13 protein-coding genes are annotated in these 14,077 nt (G+C 62.6%); 9 read left to right on the forward strand and 4 right to left on the reverse strand.

Going from position 1 to position 14,077, the window contains the following annotated elements; translation table 11 throughout:
* The first annotated feature begins 68 nt into the window (after positions 1–68).
* The 6 genes from H7C86_RS10165 (at position 69) to H7C86_RS10190 (ending at position 5,754) form a co-directional block, all read left to right on the forward strand.
* Complete coding sequence (locus H7C86_RS10165) at positions 69–992, forward strand: Ig-like domain-containing protein (RefSeq protein ID WP_182261505.1); 924 nt, start codon at positions 69–71, stop codon at positions 990–992.
* Between the two features lie 74 nt (positions 993–1,066).
* Positions 1,067–2,041: a carbohydrate ABC transporter permease gene (locus H7C86_RS10170; protein ID WP_003940557.1), complete on the forward strand. Its 975-nt coding sequence runs from the start codon at positions 1,067–1,069 to the stop codon at positions 2,039–2,041.
* Positions 2,038–2,940 carry a carbohydrate ABC transporter permease gene (locus H7C86_RS10175; RefSeq protein WP_097386916.1) on the forward strand — a complete coding sequence of 301 codons (903 nt, stop codon included), beginning with the start codon at positions 2,038–2,040 and terminating at the stop codon, positions 2,938–2,940. The genes H7C86_RS10170 and H7C86_RS10175 overlap by 4 nt, the downstream gene beginning before the upstream one ends.
* Before the next feature lie 38 nt (positions 2,941–2,978).
* Positions 2,979–4,310 carry an ABC transporter substrate-binding protein gene (locus H7C86_RS10180; protein ID WP_003940485.1) on the forward strand — a complete coding sequence of 444 codons (1,332 nt, stop codon included), beginning with the start codon at positions 2,979–2,981 and terminating at the stop codon, positions 4,308–4,310.
* Between the two features lie 15 nt (positions 4,311–4,325).
* Positions 4,326–5,411, forward strand: coding sequence for an ABC transporter ATP-binding protein (locus H7C86_RS10185; protein WP_019745216.1), 1,086 nt, complete (start codon positions 4,326–4,328; stop codon positions 5,409–5,411).
* 16 nt (positions 5,412–5,427) lie between these two features.
* Positions 5,428–5,754, forward strand: a complete 327-nt coding sequence (locus H7C86_RS10190; protein WP_003940244.1) for a YnfA family protein — start codon at positions 5,428–5,430, stop codon at positions 5,752–5,754.
* A gap of 68 nt (positions 5,755–5,822) precedes the next feature.
* Here H7C86_RS10190 and H7C86_RS10195 read toward each other — a convergent pair whose 3' ends face one another.
* The gene (locus H7C86_RS10195) at positions 5,823–7,781 is read right to left on the reverse strand and encodes a M13 family metallopeptidase (RefSeq protein ID WP_182261506.1); all 1,959 of its coding nucleotides are present in this window, start codon (positions 7,779–7,781) and stop codon (positions 5,823–5,825) included.
* 113 nt (positions 7,782–7,894) lie between these two features.
* Here H7C86_RS10195 and H7C86_RS10200 point away from each other — a divergent pair, with 113 nt between their 5' ends.
* The 3 genes from H7C86_RS10200 to H7C86_RS10210 all read left to right on the forward strand — a co-directional run bounded on the left by H7C86_RS10200 (position 7,895) and on the right by H7C86_RS10210 (position 11,191).
* A complete protein-coding gene (locus H7C86_RS10200; RefSeq protein ID WP_019745214.1) occupies positions 7,895–8,344 on the forward strand; it encodes a helix-turn-helix transcriptional regulator in 450 nt (149 codons plus the stop codon).
* Between the two features lie 5 nt (positions 8,345–8,349).
* Positions 8,350–8,760, forward strand: coding sequence for a VOC family protein (locus H7C86_RS10205; RefSeq protein ID WP_084324918.1), 411 nt, complete (start codon positions 8,350–8,352; stop codon positions 8,758–8,760).
* 70 nt (positions 8,761–8,830) lie between these two features.
* Positions 8,831–11,191 (forward strand): excinuclease ABC subunit UvrA, encoded by a 2,361-nt coding sequence (locus H7C86_RS10210; RefSeq protein WP_182261507.1) that lies wholly within the window; start codon positions 8,831–8,833, stop codon positions 11,189–11,191.
* 13 nt (positions 11,192–11,204) lie between these two features.
* Here H7C86_RS10210 and H7C86_RS10215 read toward each other — a convergent pair whose 3' ends face one another.
* The 3 genes from H7C86_RS10215 to H7C86_RS10225 form a co-directional block, all read right to left on the reverse strand.
* The gene (locus H7C86_RS10215; RefSeq protein WP_007731412.1) at positions 11,205–12,188 is read right to left on the reverse strand and encodes an intradiol ring-cleavage dioxygenase; all 984 of its coding nucleotides are present in this window, start codon (positions 12,186–12,188) and stop codon (positions 11,205–11,207) included.
* A gap of 66 nt (positions 12,189–12,254) precedes the next feature.
* Entirely contained in the window at positions 12,255–13,181 is a 927-nt protein-coding gene (locus H7C86_RS10220; protein ID WP_182261508.1) for a PaaI family thioesterase, read from the reverse strand.
* 44 nt (positions 13,182–13,225) lie between these two features.
* The gene (locus H7C86_RS10225; RefSeq protein ID WP_182261509.1) at positions 13,226–14,008 is read right to left on the reverse strand and encodes a pirin-like bicupin family protein; all 783 of its coding nucleotides are present in this window, start codon (positions 14,006–14,008) and stop codon (positions 13,226–13,228) included.
* Positions 14,009–14,077: the final 69 nt, after the last annotated feature.

A 14,077-nucleotide genomic window follows, 5' to 3' on the forward strand; every position in this document is an offset into this window, starting at 1 on the left:
AGGCGGGTATCGATGCCGGCCGCGCAAAATCCACGTGAGTACGTGGTCATTCGAGCGAAGGTAGTGACATGGGCAGCAAACAGGGTCGTCGGACGTCACGGGTTGCCGTGGCAATCGTCGGAGCGGTGGCTGCCGGCCTGGCTCTCGCCGGACCTTCCGCGGCCGTTCCTCTCTTCCCCGGTGGACCGGACATTCCGTTGCCCGTCATTCCCGGCGTTCCGTACCTCGATCCGGCGATTCCGGTTCCGGGCATCCCGGGTACACCGATTCAGGCTCCCATCGGCGCTCCCAACTTCTCCGCGCCGTCGCTCAACCCGTCGGCGGGTGAGACAGTCGGCATCGCGCAGCCGATCATCATTCGTTTCAACGAGGCAGTCGGCGACCGTGCCACGGCCGAGCGCGCGATTCGCGTGACCACCGATTCTCCGGTCGATGGCAGCTTCTACTGGATCAACGACAGCCAGGTCCGTTGGAAGCCGGCACAGTTCTGGCCGGCGAACATCTCCGTGACCGTCGACGCCGGTGATTCGCACTCCACGTTCAACATCGGTGACGCACTCGTCACCGTCGCGGACGACAACACCAAGCAGGTCACCGTCACCCGCAACGGTGAGGTCGTGCGCACCATGCCGACGTCGTTCGGCAAGCCAGGTCACGAAACACCGAACGGCACGTACATCGTCGGGGAGCAGCTGCGCGACATGTACATGGATTCGTCCACGTACGGCGTTCCGATCGATTCTCCCGAGGGTTACCGCACCTACGTCGAGTACGCGACACGAATTTCCTACAGTGGCATCTTCGTCCATGCCGCTCCGTGGTCGGTAGCGCAACAAGGTTTCACCAACGTCAGCCACGGCTGCCTCAATGTCAGGACCGAGGACGCCAAGTGGTTCTTCGAGAACGCAGGCAAGGGTGACCCGGTGATCGTGCAGAACACCGCAGGTGGAGTCCTCAGCGGCGCCGACGGATTGGGTGACTGGAACCGCTAGACATCGACGAGGAAGGCCCTGCGCGAGAAGTATTCGCGCAGGGCCTTTTTCGTGTCGCGTTCAGCTCGAGTGTCTTGTACGTTCACCATTCATTCGTTGCGGGCGGTCAGACTGCCTCAGTGAGATCGAGTCCGGAAAGAACGCTGCCCACATCAGGCAAGCCAGGTCTGTGGGGCAGACCATGGCGTGATTACGCGCTCTTTGCGCTCTTGGTAGGTCCCAATCTCGCGTTGCTGATCTTGTTCACCTATCGCCCGCTGGTGGACAACATCCGACTTTCGTTCTTCGACTGGAACATTGCGGACCCGAAGGCGACGTTCATCGGGCTGAGCAACTACCGCGAGTGGTTCGGACGAAGCGACACCTGGCAGATCGTCACCAACACGGTGGTATTCACATTGGTCACAGTGGTGGGTTCAATGGTCATCGGTCTGGCGTTGGCCATGCTGCTCGATCGCAAGCTCGTCGGGCGAAACCTGGTCCGGTCGGCGATCTTCGCGCCGTTCGTGATCTCCGGTGCAGCGATCGGTGTCGCGTTTCAGTTCGTCTTCGACCCCAACTTCGGTCTGATCCAGGATCTCCTGCACCGTGTCGGACTCCAATCGCCCGACTTCTATCAGGATCCCCACTGGGCGCTGTTCATGGTGACGGTGACATACATGTGGAAGAACCTCGGCTACACGTTTGTCATCTATCTCGCTGCGCTGCAAGGAGTTCGGCAAGAGTTGAACGAAGCCGCCGAAATCGACGGTGCCAAGCCGTGGACCAAGTTCCGCCGGGTTCTCCTACCTCAGTTGCGCCCGACGACGTTCTTCCTCTCCATCACCGTCATGCTCAACTCGCTCCAGGTCTTCGACATCATCAACGTCATGACCCGTGGTGGCCCGCTGGGTACAGGGACGACAACGATGGTCTACCAGGTATACAACGAGACATTCCGAAACTTCCGGGCGGGCTACGGTGCGACGGTTGCCACCATCATGTTCCTGATCCTGCTGATCATCACCGTCTACCAGGTTCGTGCCATGGATCGGGGAGAAGAAAAATGACAGCGGTAGAGGAAAAGAAAAGCGCTGCTCCGACTTCCGTCGTCCGACCCGGGCCGGATCGCAAGAACGTGGACCGGCGTGAGGTCGGTGTGAAGATCCTCGGCTACGCGGCAATGGTGATCGCCTTGGTCATCATCGTCCTGCCGCTCTACTGGATCGTGATGACCTCGTTCAAGGAGCGTCCGGAGATCTACACGCAGCCTGCAACGTGGTGGCCGTCATCGCTGCATCCCGAAAACTATTCCGAAGCAACGACATCGGTTCCGTTCTGGATGTTCTTGCGGAACTCGATAGTGATCACGACGATTCTGTCGGCGGCGAAGTTCGTTCTGGGGACTCTCAGCGCCTATGGGCTTGTGTTCCTGCGCTTCCCGGGGAAGAACTTCGTCTTTCTCGGAATCATCGCCGCATTGATGGTTCCGAACCAGATCACCGTGATCTCGAACTACGCGCTCGTGGCAGAGTGGGGCTGGCGTAACACGTTCCAGGGCATCATAGTTCCGCTCGCGGGTGTAGCCTTCGGTACGTTCCTCATGCGCAACCATTTTCTCTCGATACCTTCGGAGATCATCGAGGCAGCGCGGATGGACGGCGCCGGCCACTGGCGGCTTCTCTGGCGCGTGGTGCTCCCCGTTTCCGGGCCCACGATGGTGGCGTTCGGCATCATCACGGTGGTCAACGAATGGAACGAGTACCTGTGGCCGTTCCTCATGTCCGACGATTCCTCGGTGGCGCCGCTGCCGATCGGATTGACCCAACTGCAGAACAACGACGGACTCACCAACTGGGGTCCCGTCATGGCAGGAACGGTACTGACGATGCTACCGATCCTGGTGATTTTCCTTCTGCTGCAACGACACATGATCAAAGGCCTCACCTCCGGTGCGGTCAAGGGCTGACAGCTTTTCCCGTCACATTTCTTTCTCGAGGAGCAGTAATGGCAAACATGAACAGGCGCGGATTTCTGAGCCTCGGCGGTGCAATCGCCGCCGGCGCAGCACTGACCGCGTGCGCGGGATCCGGTGGTTCCAGCGCTGATGCTGCGGGAACATCCGGTGCGTCGGGTGATTCCAACACCATCACCTTCTGGTCGAACCACCCGGGTAAGTCCACCGACGTGGAGAAGGAATTGATCAACCGCTTCCAGACCAAGTACCCGGACTTGAAGGTCAACTTGGTGGACGGCGGCAAGAACTACGAAGAGGTGGCGCAGAAGTTCAACGCTGCCCTCTCCGGCGGAGATGTTCCCGATGTGGTTGTGCTGTCGGATGTCTGGTGGTTCAACTACGCACTTGCCGGGGCAATCGAGCCGCTCGACGGACTCTTCTCCGAGGTGGGCGTCGACTCGGCCGACTACGTCGACTCGTTGCTCGCCGACTACCTGTTCCAGGGCAAGCACTACGCACTTCCCTATGCGCGGTCGACGCCGTTGTTCTACTACAACAAGGCGGTCTGGTCGCAGGCCGGACTTCCCGATCGCGGGCCTGCAACGTGGCAGGAGTTCGACGAGTGGGGACCTGAGCTGCAGAAGGTCGTGGGCAACGGCAAGTTGGCACACGGGTGGGGCAACGCGAAGGATTACCTCGGCTGGACCTACGAAGGCCCCATCTGGACCTTCGGCGGATCGTACTCCGACCAGTGGAATTTGCAGCTCGACAACGAGAAGACCATTGCCGCAGGGCAGTTCCTCTCCAGCATGATTCACGACAAGAAGTACGCCGCGGTCTCCACTGACATCGCAAACGAATTCGGTACGGGCATCCTGGCGTCGACCATCGCGTCGACGGGTGACCTGTCCGGCATCAAGAAGACTGCCAACTTCGACTTCGGCACCGCGTTCCTCCCGGCAGTGGACGGAACTCCCGGTTGCCCCACCGGCGGCGCCGGGCTCGCCATCCCGTCCAAGATCTCCGATCAGCGTAAGAAGAACGCGCTCAAGTTCATCGACTTCATCACCAATGGTGAGAACACGGCGTACTTCTCGCAGAACGTCGGCTACATGCCGGTCCGCAAGTCGGCAACGTCGGAGCCGAGCATGAAGGCATTCCTCGACGCGAATCCGAACTCCCGTACCGCTGTGGATCAGCTTTCGCGTACGCGCTCGCAGGACTACGCACGCGTGTTCGTCCCGGGTGGCGATCAGATCATCGGCACCGGACTCGAGCAGATCGCTCTCCAGAAAGCCGACGTCGCATCGACATTCGCCGGCGTTGCCACCCAGTTGCAGCAGATCATCGACCGGCAGATCACCCCAAAGCTGCCGAAGTAGTAGGAGAGAACACTCATGGCCAACGTGCAATTCGCGGGAGTCACGCACCGCTACGAAGGAACCGATCGACCGGCAGTCGACCGTCTCGACCTCGACATCGCCGACGGTGAGTTCCTGGTACTCGTAGGGCCTTCCGGTTGCGGTAAGTCCACCAGCCTGCGAATGCTCGCCGGTCTCGAATCCGCGTCGGACGGCCGGATCGAGATCGGCGGCACGGACGTCACGCATCTCGCGCCGCGAGCACGTGACGTCGCCATGGTGTTTCAGAGTTACGCGCTGTACCCGAACATGACCGTCGAGCAGAACATGGGTTTTGCGCTCCAGAACGCGGGAGTGGGAAAGTCCGAACGGCGCGAGCGGGTACTCGAGGCAGCACGGATGCTTGAACTCGAACCGCTGCTCGGACGTAAACCGGCCAAGCTGTCCGGTGGGCAACGTCAGCGAGTTGCCATGGGTAGGGCCATCGTTCGCCATCCCAAGGTGTTCTGCATGGATGAGCCGCTCAGCAATCTGGACGCCAAACTACGCGTGAGCACGCGGTCGCAGATCGCTGCCTTACAGCGTCGACTCGGCACCACGACGGTCTACGTCACCCACGATCAGGTCGAGGCGATGACGATGGGGGACCGGGTGGCGGTGATGCTGGACGGTCGTTTGCAGCAGGTGGCGAAGCCGCGGGAACTTTACGACAACCCCGTCAACACCTTTGTGGCCGCCTTCATCGGATCGCCCGGCATGAACCTGATCGAAGCGCCGGTCGAGGGTACCGTCGCAGTGCTCGGTGACCTGCGGATTCCGCTGCCCACCGGGGCGTCCGAGCGGGAGCGGGTCGTCGTGGGAGTGCGTCCCGAGTCGTGGGATCTGGTGGGAGCGTGGCGAAAGGGCTCGCTGGCCGTGGATGCCGACCTGCTTGAAGAGCTGGGCGCCGAATCGTTCGTCTATGCAAAGGGTGCCCCGGATTCGCAGTGGCAGAGCCGATCCGGCCGAATCGTCATTCGCGTCGATCGGAAGATGTCGGTGGCACCGGGGGAGTCGCTTCATCTGCTGCCCAAGGCCGGCGAGGTGTACTTCTTTTCCGCGGAGACCGGGGTACGTCTGTAGCGATACTGTGTGCGGCATGACCGTCGCACGTTCGCTCTTGCTGTTCGTACTCGCCGCGCTGCTCGAGATCGGGGGTGCGTGGTTGGTGTGGCAGGGAATTCGCGAGCACAAGGGCTGGATCTGGGTAGGGCTCGGCGTCATCTCGCTCGGTCTCTACGGTCTGGTCGCGACCATGCAACCCGATGCGAACTTCGGGCGCATCCTCGCCGCGTACGGCGGGATCTTCGTAGCGGGTTCACTGCTGTGGGCGGTGGTGATGGACGGATTCCGCCCGGATCGTTTCGACATCGCCGGTGCGCTGATCTGTCTGGTCGGCGTCGGGGTGATCATGTACGCCCGGTAGGGCCTTCGGCCCCGTGCGCGCTCAGGGAGTCCAGGGGGTCCTTAAGCGCGCACAGGGGCTTGCCCTTGCTACCAGATCTTCACACGCTTCTCCGGCTCCAAATACAGTGCGTCACCTGGCTTGACGTCGAACTCCTCGTGGAACGTGTCGAGGTTGCGGACGACGCCGTTGCACCGGAACTCCGGCGGCGAGTGCGGGTCGACGGCCAGACGGCGAAGCGCTTCGGCCTCACGGGCCTTCGTGCGCCATACCTGCGCCCACCCGAAGAACACGCGCTGCAGACCGGTGAGTCCGTCGATGACCGGAGGTTCGGTACCTTCGGTCGCGATCTTGTACGCCGCGATCGCGATCGACAGCCCGCCGAGATCGCCGATGTTCTCGCCGATCGTGAATTCACCGTTGACGTGGTGGCCCGGCAGTTCCTTGGGCTCGAACTCGTTGTACTGCTCGATGAGAGCCTTTGTGCGCTTGCCGAATTCGCTACGATCCTCGTCGGTCCACCAGTCGACCATGTTGCCGTCGCCGTCGTACTTGGCGCCCTGATCGTCGAAGCCGTGCCCGATCTCGTGGCCGATGACGGCACCGATGCCGCCGTAGTTGGCGGCGTCGTCGGCTGCGGCGTCGAAGAACGGCGGCTGGAGAATGGCTGCGGGGAACACGATTTCGTTCATGCCCGGGTTGTAGTAGGCGTTGACGGTCTGCGGCGTCATGAACCACTCGTCACGGTCCACGGGGCCACCCAGCTTGGCCAGGTCACGGTCGTACTCGGCGGCGTATCCACGACGGTAGTTGCCCACCAGGTCGGTAGCCGAGATATCGAGACCGGCGTAGTCACGCCACTTGTCGGGGTAACCGATCTTCGGGGTGAACTTCTCGAGCTTGGCCAACGCGGCCTCACGAGTCTGCGGGCTCATCCACTCGAGGTCGGAGATGTTGCGGCGGTACGCCTCCTGCAGGTTGGCGACCAGTTCCAGCATGCGGGTCTTCGCCTCAGCGGGGAAGTGACGGTCGACGTAGAGCTTGCCGACGGCCTCGCCGAGCAGATCCTGAACCAGGCTGACCCCGCGCTTCCAGCGCTCACGGTTCTCTTCGGTACCCGAGAGCGTGGTGCCGTAGAAAGCGAAGGTCTCGTCGACCAGCGCGGAATGCAGGTAGGGGGAGCGAGCGTGCAGCACCTTCCACGCTGCCCATGCCTTCCAGTCGTCGAGTGACTCCGACGCCCAGAGTGCGGTGAAGGTGTGCAGGAATTCGGGTTGGCGGACCACGATCTCGGCGAACTTCTCCGAATCGGCGCCGAGACCGGACAACCATGCCGCCCAGTCCAAACCGGGGTTCTGCTCGGTCAGTTCCTCGAAGCCCACGAGGTTGTAACTCAGATCTGCGTCACGACGCTTGACGACGTCCCAATGCCCGGCCGCGATCTTCTTCTCGAGTTCGAACACACGCTGTGCGTCGTAGCCGACGCCGGCGAGGGTGAACATCTTGTCGATGTGCGCGACGTACTTCTCGCGGATCTCCGCGTAGTTGTCCTCGCGGTAGTACGACTCGTCGGGCAGGCTGATTCCCGACTGGCTGAAGTGGATCAGGTACCGCTCGGAATTCTTGGCATCGGTGTCGACGTAATGCGAGATGGCACCGCCGACGCCGACGCGCTGGTGGCGTCCGATCACGGTGGCCAACGACGACCGGTCCGGCGCATCGGCGACGGCGTCCAGTTCGTCGTCGATGGGGCTGAGGCCCGCGGCCTCCACGGCGTCGGCGTCCATGAAGCTCGAGTACAGGTCGCCGATGCGCTGTGCATCGGTACCGGCGGCAGAGTTGGACTCCGCGGCTTCGGTGATGATGGTCTGTACGTCTTCTTCGGCCTTGTCGTAGAGCGTCCGGAAGGCCCCGTCGACTGCGCGGTCTGCCGGAATCTCGTATTCGGCGAGCCATTTTCCGTTGACGTGGACGAACAGATCGTCCTGCGCCCGTGTGTCGCCGTCGAGGTGGGTGAGGTCGATGCCTGAGCGATGAGCCGTGGTCATTTCTCCATCCTTACACGATCATGACGAACTGCTCGGTGTGTGCGTGATCGCTCCACGCCCCAGTTCATCTCTTGTGCTGGGCAACGTCGGTACCGCATGGCACGATCGAATACGTGACCAGCAGACCTGCCGCAGATCCGCACCTGCAGGACCTCGCGCGACTACGACGCGTGCGTGACCGTATCGACCGGGAGTACGCGCGGCCTCTGGACGTGGAGGCGCTCGCGCGGGGAGTGAACATGTCTGCGGGGCATCTCAGTCGCCAATTCCGTCAGGCGTACGGCGAACCGCCGTACGCATACCTGATGACCAGGCGAATCGAGCGCGCAATGGCGTTACTGCGCCGCGGAGATCTCAGTGTCACGGACGTCTGCTTCGAAGTCGGCTGCAGCTCTCTCGGCACTTTCAGCAGTAAGTTCACCGAATTGGTAGGGGTCCCGCCCAGCGTCTATCGGCGCGAGGCCGAGCAGTCGACGGCCGGAATGCCGTCCTGCGTGTCCAAACAAGTCACCAGACCGATCAGGAATCGAGAAGCGCAGAACCCACAACCGCAATTAACGTGATCGCCATGGACATCACCATTCACTCGAGTTTCCTTCCGCAGGACGACCCTGACGCCGCCCTGAACTTCTACCGCGACACCCTCGGCTTCGAGGTGCGCAACGACGTCGGATACGACGGGATGCGATGGATCACGGTGGGGCCGCCCGGCCAGCCCGGCACCTCCATCGTGTTGCACCCGCCGGCCGTCGATCCCGGAATCACCGACGACGAGCGCCGCACCATCATCGAGATGATGGCCAAGGGCACGTACGGCGGACTTCTTCTGGCCACCAAAGATCTGGACGATACGTTCGAGCGGCTTCAGGCCGGCGACCTCGACGTCGTCCAGGAACCGACCGAGCAGCCGTACGGCGTTCGCGATTGCGCCGTCCGCGACCCAGCGGGAAACCTGATCCGTATTCAAGAACTGCGCTGAGCCCGTCAACTGCGCTGAGCCCGTCAACTGCGCTGAGACCGTCGGCGATCGACTGACAGATGGAGACACGATGACTGCCCTGCACACTGCAGACAGCCACGATTTGATCCGCGTGCAAGGCGCGCGGGTGAACAATCTCGAAGACATCAGCGTCGAGATCCCGAAGCGGAGGCTGACGGTATTCACCGGCGTCTCCGGTTCGGGAAAGAGCTCGCTGGTGTTCAGTACGATCGCCGCGGAATCGCAGCGGATGATCAACGAGACCTACAGCGCTTTCGTTCAAGGATTCATGCCGACGCTCGCGCGGCCGGACGTCGATGTTCTCGACGGCCTGACCACCGCGATCATCGTCGATCAACAGCGGATGGGCGTCGACCCGCGCTCGACAGTCGGAACCGCCACCGACGCCAACGCGATGCTCCGCATCTTGTTCAGCCGTCTCGGAAAGCCTCACATCGGTTCGCCTCAGGCGTTTTCGTTCAACGTGGCCTCGATCTCCGGAGCAGGCGCGGTCACGATGGAACGCGGCGGACGTCAGACGAAAGAGCGTCGTAGCTTCAAGATCACCGGCGGCATGTGTCCGCGATGTGAGGGACGAGGGGCGGTCAACGATTTCGATCTGACCGCGTTGTACGACGACACCAAGTCGCTCGACGAGAGTGCGATCACGGTCCCCGGCTACAGCATGGAGGGTTGGTACGGCCGGATCTACCGCGGCTGCGGTTTCTTCGATCCCGACAAGCCGATCAAGAAGTACACCAAGAAGGAACTGAACGATCTGCTCTACAAAGAGCCGACCAAGATCAAGGTCGAAGGCATCAACCTGACGTACACGGGTCTGATTCCGCAGATTCAGAAGTCGTTCCTCGCCAAGGACGTCGACGCGATGCAGCCCCACATCCGGGCGTTCGTCGAGCGGGCGATCACGTTCACCACCTGCCCCGAATGTGACGGGACGCGTTTGAGCGAGGGTGCGCGGTCGTCGAAGATCAAGGGCGTCAACATCGCCGACGCCTGCTCGATGCAGATCAGTGATCTCGCGGAATGGGTCAGCGGTCTGAAGGAACCATCGGTCGCGCCTTTGCTCACGACGCTCGGCGAAACGCTCGACTCCTTCGTGGAGATCGGACTCGGCTACCTCAGTCTCGACCGTCCGTCGGGAACGCTGTCCGGTGGTGAAGCTCAACGCACCAAGATGATTCGGCACCTGGGTTCCTCGCTCACCGACATCACGTATGTATTCGACGAGCCCACTACCGGCCTGCATCCGCACGACATCGCGAGGATGAACGATCTTCTGCTGCGCCTGCGGGACAAGGGCAACACCGTGCTCGTTGTCGAGCACAAGCCGGAGACGATCGTGATCGCCGATCACATCGTCGACCTCGGGCCAGGCGCGGGTAGCGCCGGTGGAAACGTCTGCTTCGAGGGCACAGTCGATGGCTTGCGAGCCAGCGATACGGTCACCGGGCGTCACTTCGACGACCGGGCCGCCCTCAAGGAGACCGTGCGGGAGTCCACCGGAGCAATCGAGATTCGTGGAGCGAACTCACACAACCTCCAAGATGTAGATGTCGACGTACCGCTCGGTGTACTGGTCGTGGTGACTGGTGTGGCCGGATCGGGTAAGAGTTCGCTGATCCACGGCTCGCTCGCGAAACGCGAGGACGTGGTGTCGGTCGATCAGAGTGCGATCCGCGGCTCGCGTCGGAGCAACCCGGCAACGTATACCGGGCTGCTCGACCCGATCCGCAAGGCATTCGCGAAGGCCAACGGCGTGAAGCCGGCGCTCTTCAGTGCCAACTCCGAAGGCGCCTGCCCGACGTGCAACGGCAACGGCGTCATCTATAGCGACCTGGCGATGATGGCCGGCGTTGCCACTCTCTGCGAGGAGTGCGAGGGCAAGCGCTTCCAGGCGGAAGTTCTCGAATACAAATTCGGTGGCAAGGACATCAACGAGGTTCTCACGATGTCGGTGGCCGAGGCCGAGGAGTTCTTCGGCGACGGTGAGGCGAAGACGCTCGCTGCGCACAAGATCCTCGTCCGACTGGTCGACGTGGGGCTGGGGTACCTCACGATCGGCCAGCCGTTGACGACGCTGTCGGGCGGTGAGCGTCAGCGCATCAAGCTGGCGACGCACCTCGGCGAGAAGGGTGGCGTGTACGTCCTCGACGAGCCGACCACCGGACTGCACCTGGCCGACGTCGAGCAGTTGCTCGGCCTGCTCGATCGACTCGTCGATTCCGGTAAGTCCGTCATCGTCATCGAGCACCACCAGGCCGTGATGGCGCACGCCGACTGGATCATCGACCTCGGCCCTGGAGCCGGTCACGACGGCGGTCGGATCGTCTTCGAAGGCACTCCCGAGGAGCTCGTCGCCGACGGCTCCACCCTCACCGGAAAGCACCTCGCGGCATACGTCGGCGGCTGAGTCGGCTCCTACCTCAGGCGTCGATACCCAGGTTGATGACGGCGAGGTAGGAACCGTCCGACTGCTTCTCGACGGTCATGAGGCCGGTGTCGTCGTAGATACCGTCACTGGCGTTGTTCGTGTTGTTCTCACGACCGGTGTGCTCGCTGTACGGGGACTGCGAGTACACCTCGTCGAGAAGGGTCTCGTCGAAGAAGGTCTGCGACGTGAGGACCGTCTTCTTGTCGATGTGAACCTTGACGTGGATGTGGGTGGTGCGGCCCATGTACCAGCCGGGGAAGATCGTTGTGAACTGTGCGATGCCGTTTGCATCGGTGGTCTGGGCACCGCGCAGGTAGGTGCCGTCGTCGGTGGTGGTGGCTTCGGTGTCGCCGACGCTGTACGAACCGTCGGAGGTCTCTCCGGAACCGCCCATGCCGCCGCCCATTCCTCCGGGGGCGCCTGACGGAGGTTCGCCCATTCCACCTCCGGGTGCACCTGACGGAGGTTCACCCATCCCGCCGGCCGGGGGAGTTCCGCCACCGCCGCCGCCGTTGGCGCTCAGCGAACCGGATTCGAAGCCGGAGTACACGCCGCCGGCGTCGCAGTGCCAGATCTCGACGACGGCGTTGGAGACCGCGCCGATGCTGCCGTCGACGTTGCACTGGCTGTTGTCCTGCACGCGCATTGCCACCTGCAGTGTGGTGCCCGGACGGTCTTCGCGGATGTCGCCGCGAATGGAGTCGACGTCGAACCAGTAGGGGCCCTGTGTCTCTTCCTTGCTCATGACGCACTGCGGTGCTTTGGCCAGAAGTGCGGTGACGGCATCGCCGGACGTGGCCGCTGCGGAAGCGCCGGAAGTGGTTGTCGTCGATGCAGCCGCGGCCGAAGTCGTCGTGGCGGTGCCACTGTTACCGGAACAGGCTGCGATGAGCCCGCCGAGACTGATGGTTCCGCCGAGAGCGAGGGCCCGTCGACGGCTCACGCGTAGCCTGCTCGCTTCGATGTCTTTGTTCACGCCGCTGTACCTCCATTGTGTGGGCTGTTGTCTCAATGGTGGACGGGCGACCTGGTGCGGAACTGGTTATCCGCTGTGAACTTGCTGGGAGAGCATCTGGATGCTCGAGGTGGCCCGTACGTAGACCTGCCCGCCGGCGTCGACGACGCGAGTTTCGATCAGTGCGAGCCTGCGCCCGGCGCGAATCACGGAGGCTTCGGCGCGCAAGACCGGCCCACCGATGTCGGGTGAGCGCAGGAAGTCGATCTTGTGGTCGAGGACGCGATAGTCCTGATCGGCGCTGGTCAGGGTCTGTGCTGCCAGTCCCGTAATGGCGTCGACTGCCGAGATGAGGACACCACCCTGCACGGCGCCCAGCGGATTGGCCATCCAGGCCACGGGTGCGAACTCACCGACGACGGAACCTGGCGTCACGTCGACGACAGCAAGATCGAGTAGCCCGGCGAGCGGTCCGCGTTCGAGTTTGCCGCCTCGGATACCTTCGACGACGTCGGACCCCGACAACCCACTCAGGTTGCTCGTTTTCTCCGGCGTCGGGACCGGTAGCGGCTCACCGTCCACGTAGTCGTCGATTCCGACGACGGGTGGACGCGAGACCACCATTGCGCGGCCGGCCATCACGGCCAGCAGGGTGCCGTTCTCGTCGCGAAGTTGACCGGACGCGAGCCCGACGCCGTCGTCGAGATGCACGAGCGTGCCGGTGGCGCCGACGTCTGCGAGAGCGGGAATGTCGGCGCCCGCGCTGACCGTGACCTGCGCGAGCACGGATTGATGGCCCGAGGTCAGTCCCGAGTACACCGCGCCGCCCATGGCACCGTCGATCATGACGCCGATGGAACCGAGCACCGTCTTGCCACGGTGATCGTGGAAGCGCGGGCCGACTGCCTGCGCGAAGGCCAAGTCGCCCGGCACGACCGATACGGCGCGCACACCCATCAAGGTGTTGAGGGGGTCAAGTTGCGTGACGGGTGCGGCGGAGTTGTCGATGCTCATCCGTCGAGTATCTCCAGCGCGCCCAGTCCTGCCGAGACCGGGTCTCAACCACCGATACGTGAATGCATCTCCCAGACGAGGACTTCCGCCCCGGCGTCGGAGGTCAGTTGCTGCCCACCCGAATCGCTCAACCGGACGGCATCACCCTCGTACAGTGTGCCGACGCCCTCCATCTCGGCAGTGCCCTGCGCAACGAAGACATGCAGGAACGGTGCGCTGGGAAGATTCACGGAGGTGCCGGGCAGAATCCGCGCGACGTGCATGGCGGCGTTCTTGTTGTTGATGCGAATCGCCGAATGATCCTTGTAGCGCTCCATTCCGGAGGCCACCGGGATCAGACCGCCGCGCAGCAGTTCGTCGTCGATCTCGAGTTGTTCGTAGCCGGGAGTCAGTCCACCTTCGTCCGGTACCGCCCACATCTGGATGAAATGCACGGGGTCGGAATGCTGTTCGCCGCCAATACGCCACGAATCGTTCTTCTCACTGTGCATGATTCCGGTGCCGGCGCTCATGCGCTGGGCGAGGCCTGGATAGATGACGCCGGTGTGGCCGATGGAATCCTGGTGCACGAGCGAACCGCGAAGCACCCAGGTCACGATTTCCATGTCCTTGTGCGGATGGGTATCGAAACCGGTTCCCGCCAGTACGGTGTCGTCGTTGTTGACGAGCAGCAATCCGTGATGAGTGTTGTCCGGATCGTAATGCTGTCCGAACGAGAACGAATGTTTCGAATCCAGCCAGGAGACGCGGGATTTCAAGCGATCACCGGAGCGGTGCACATCGATGTGCGGTGTCGTCCGTGGGGCCTGTGCTCGACCAGATGCCATGGCTCCTCCTTCTGTGCCACCGGGATCCATCACTACCGGATCCACCACTACCGGCATCCACCCTACGAC

Origin of the sequence: Rhodococcus sp. UFZ-B548, from assembly GCF_903819475.1 — a bacterium.
In the GTDB taxonomy this organism is placed as follows: Bacteria; Actinomycetota; Actinomycetes; order Mycobacteriales; family Mycobacteriaceae; genus Rhodococcus_F; species Rhodococcus_F erythropolis.

Coding starts and splice junctions, on each gene's coding strand:
- H7C86_RS10165 (WP_182261505.1), top strand. CDS start 69: ATGGGCAGCAAACAGGGTCGTCGGACGTCACGGGTTGCCGTGGCAATC.
- H7C86_RS10175 (WP_097386916.1), top strand. CDS start 2,038: ATGACAGCGGTAGAGGAAAAGAAAAGCGCTGCTCCGACTTCCGTCGTC.
- H7C86_RS10180 (WP_003940485.1), top strand. CDS start 2,979: ATGGCAAACATGAACAGGCGCGGATTTCTGAGCCTCGGCGGTGCAATC.
- H7C86_RS10185 (WP_019745216.1), top strand. CDS start 4,326: ATGGCCAACGTGCAATTCGCGGGAGTCACGCACCGCTACGAAGGAACC.
- H7C86_RS10190 (WP_003940244.1), top strand. CDS start 5,428: ATGACCGTCGCACGTTCGCTCTTGCTGTTCGTACTCGCCGCGCTGCTC.
- H7C86_RS10195 (WP_182261506.1), bottom strand. CDS start 7,781: ATGACCACGGCTCATCGCTCAGGCATCGACCTCACCCACCTCGACGGC.
- H7C86_RS10205 (WP_084324918.1), top strand. CDS start 8,350: ATGGACATCACCATTCACTCGAGTTTCCTTCCGCAGGACGACCCTGAC.
- H7C86_RS10210 (WP_182261507.1), top strand. CDS start 8,831: ATGACTGCCCTGCACACTGCAGACAGCCACGATTTGATCCGCGTGCAA.
- H7C86_RS10220 (WP_182261508.1), bottom strand. CDS start 13,181: ATGAGCATCGACAACTCCGCCGCACCCGTCACGCAACTTGACCCCCTC.
- H7C86_RS10225 (WP_182261509.1), bottom strand. CDS start 14,008: ATGGCATCTGGTCGAGCACAGGCCCCACGGACGACACCGCACATCGAT.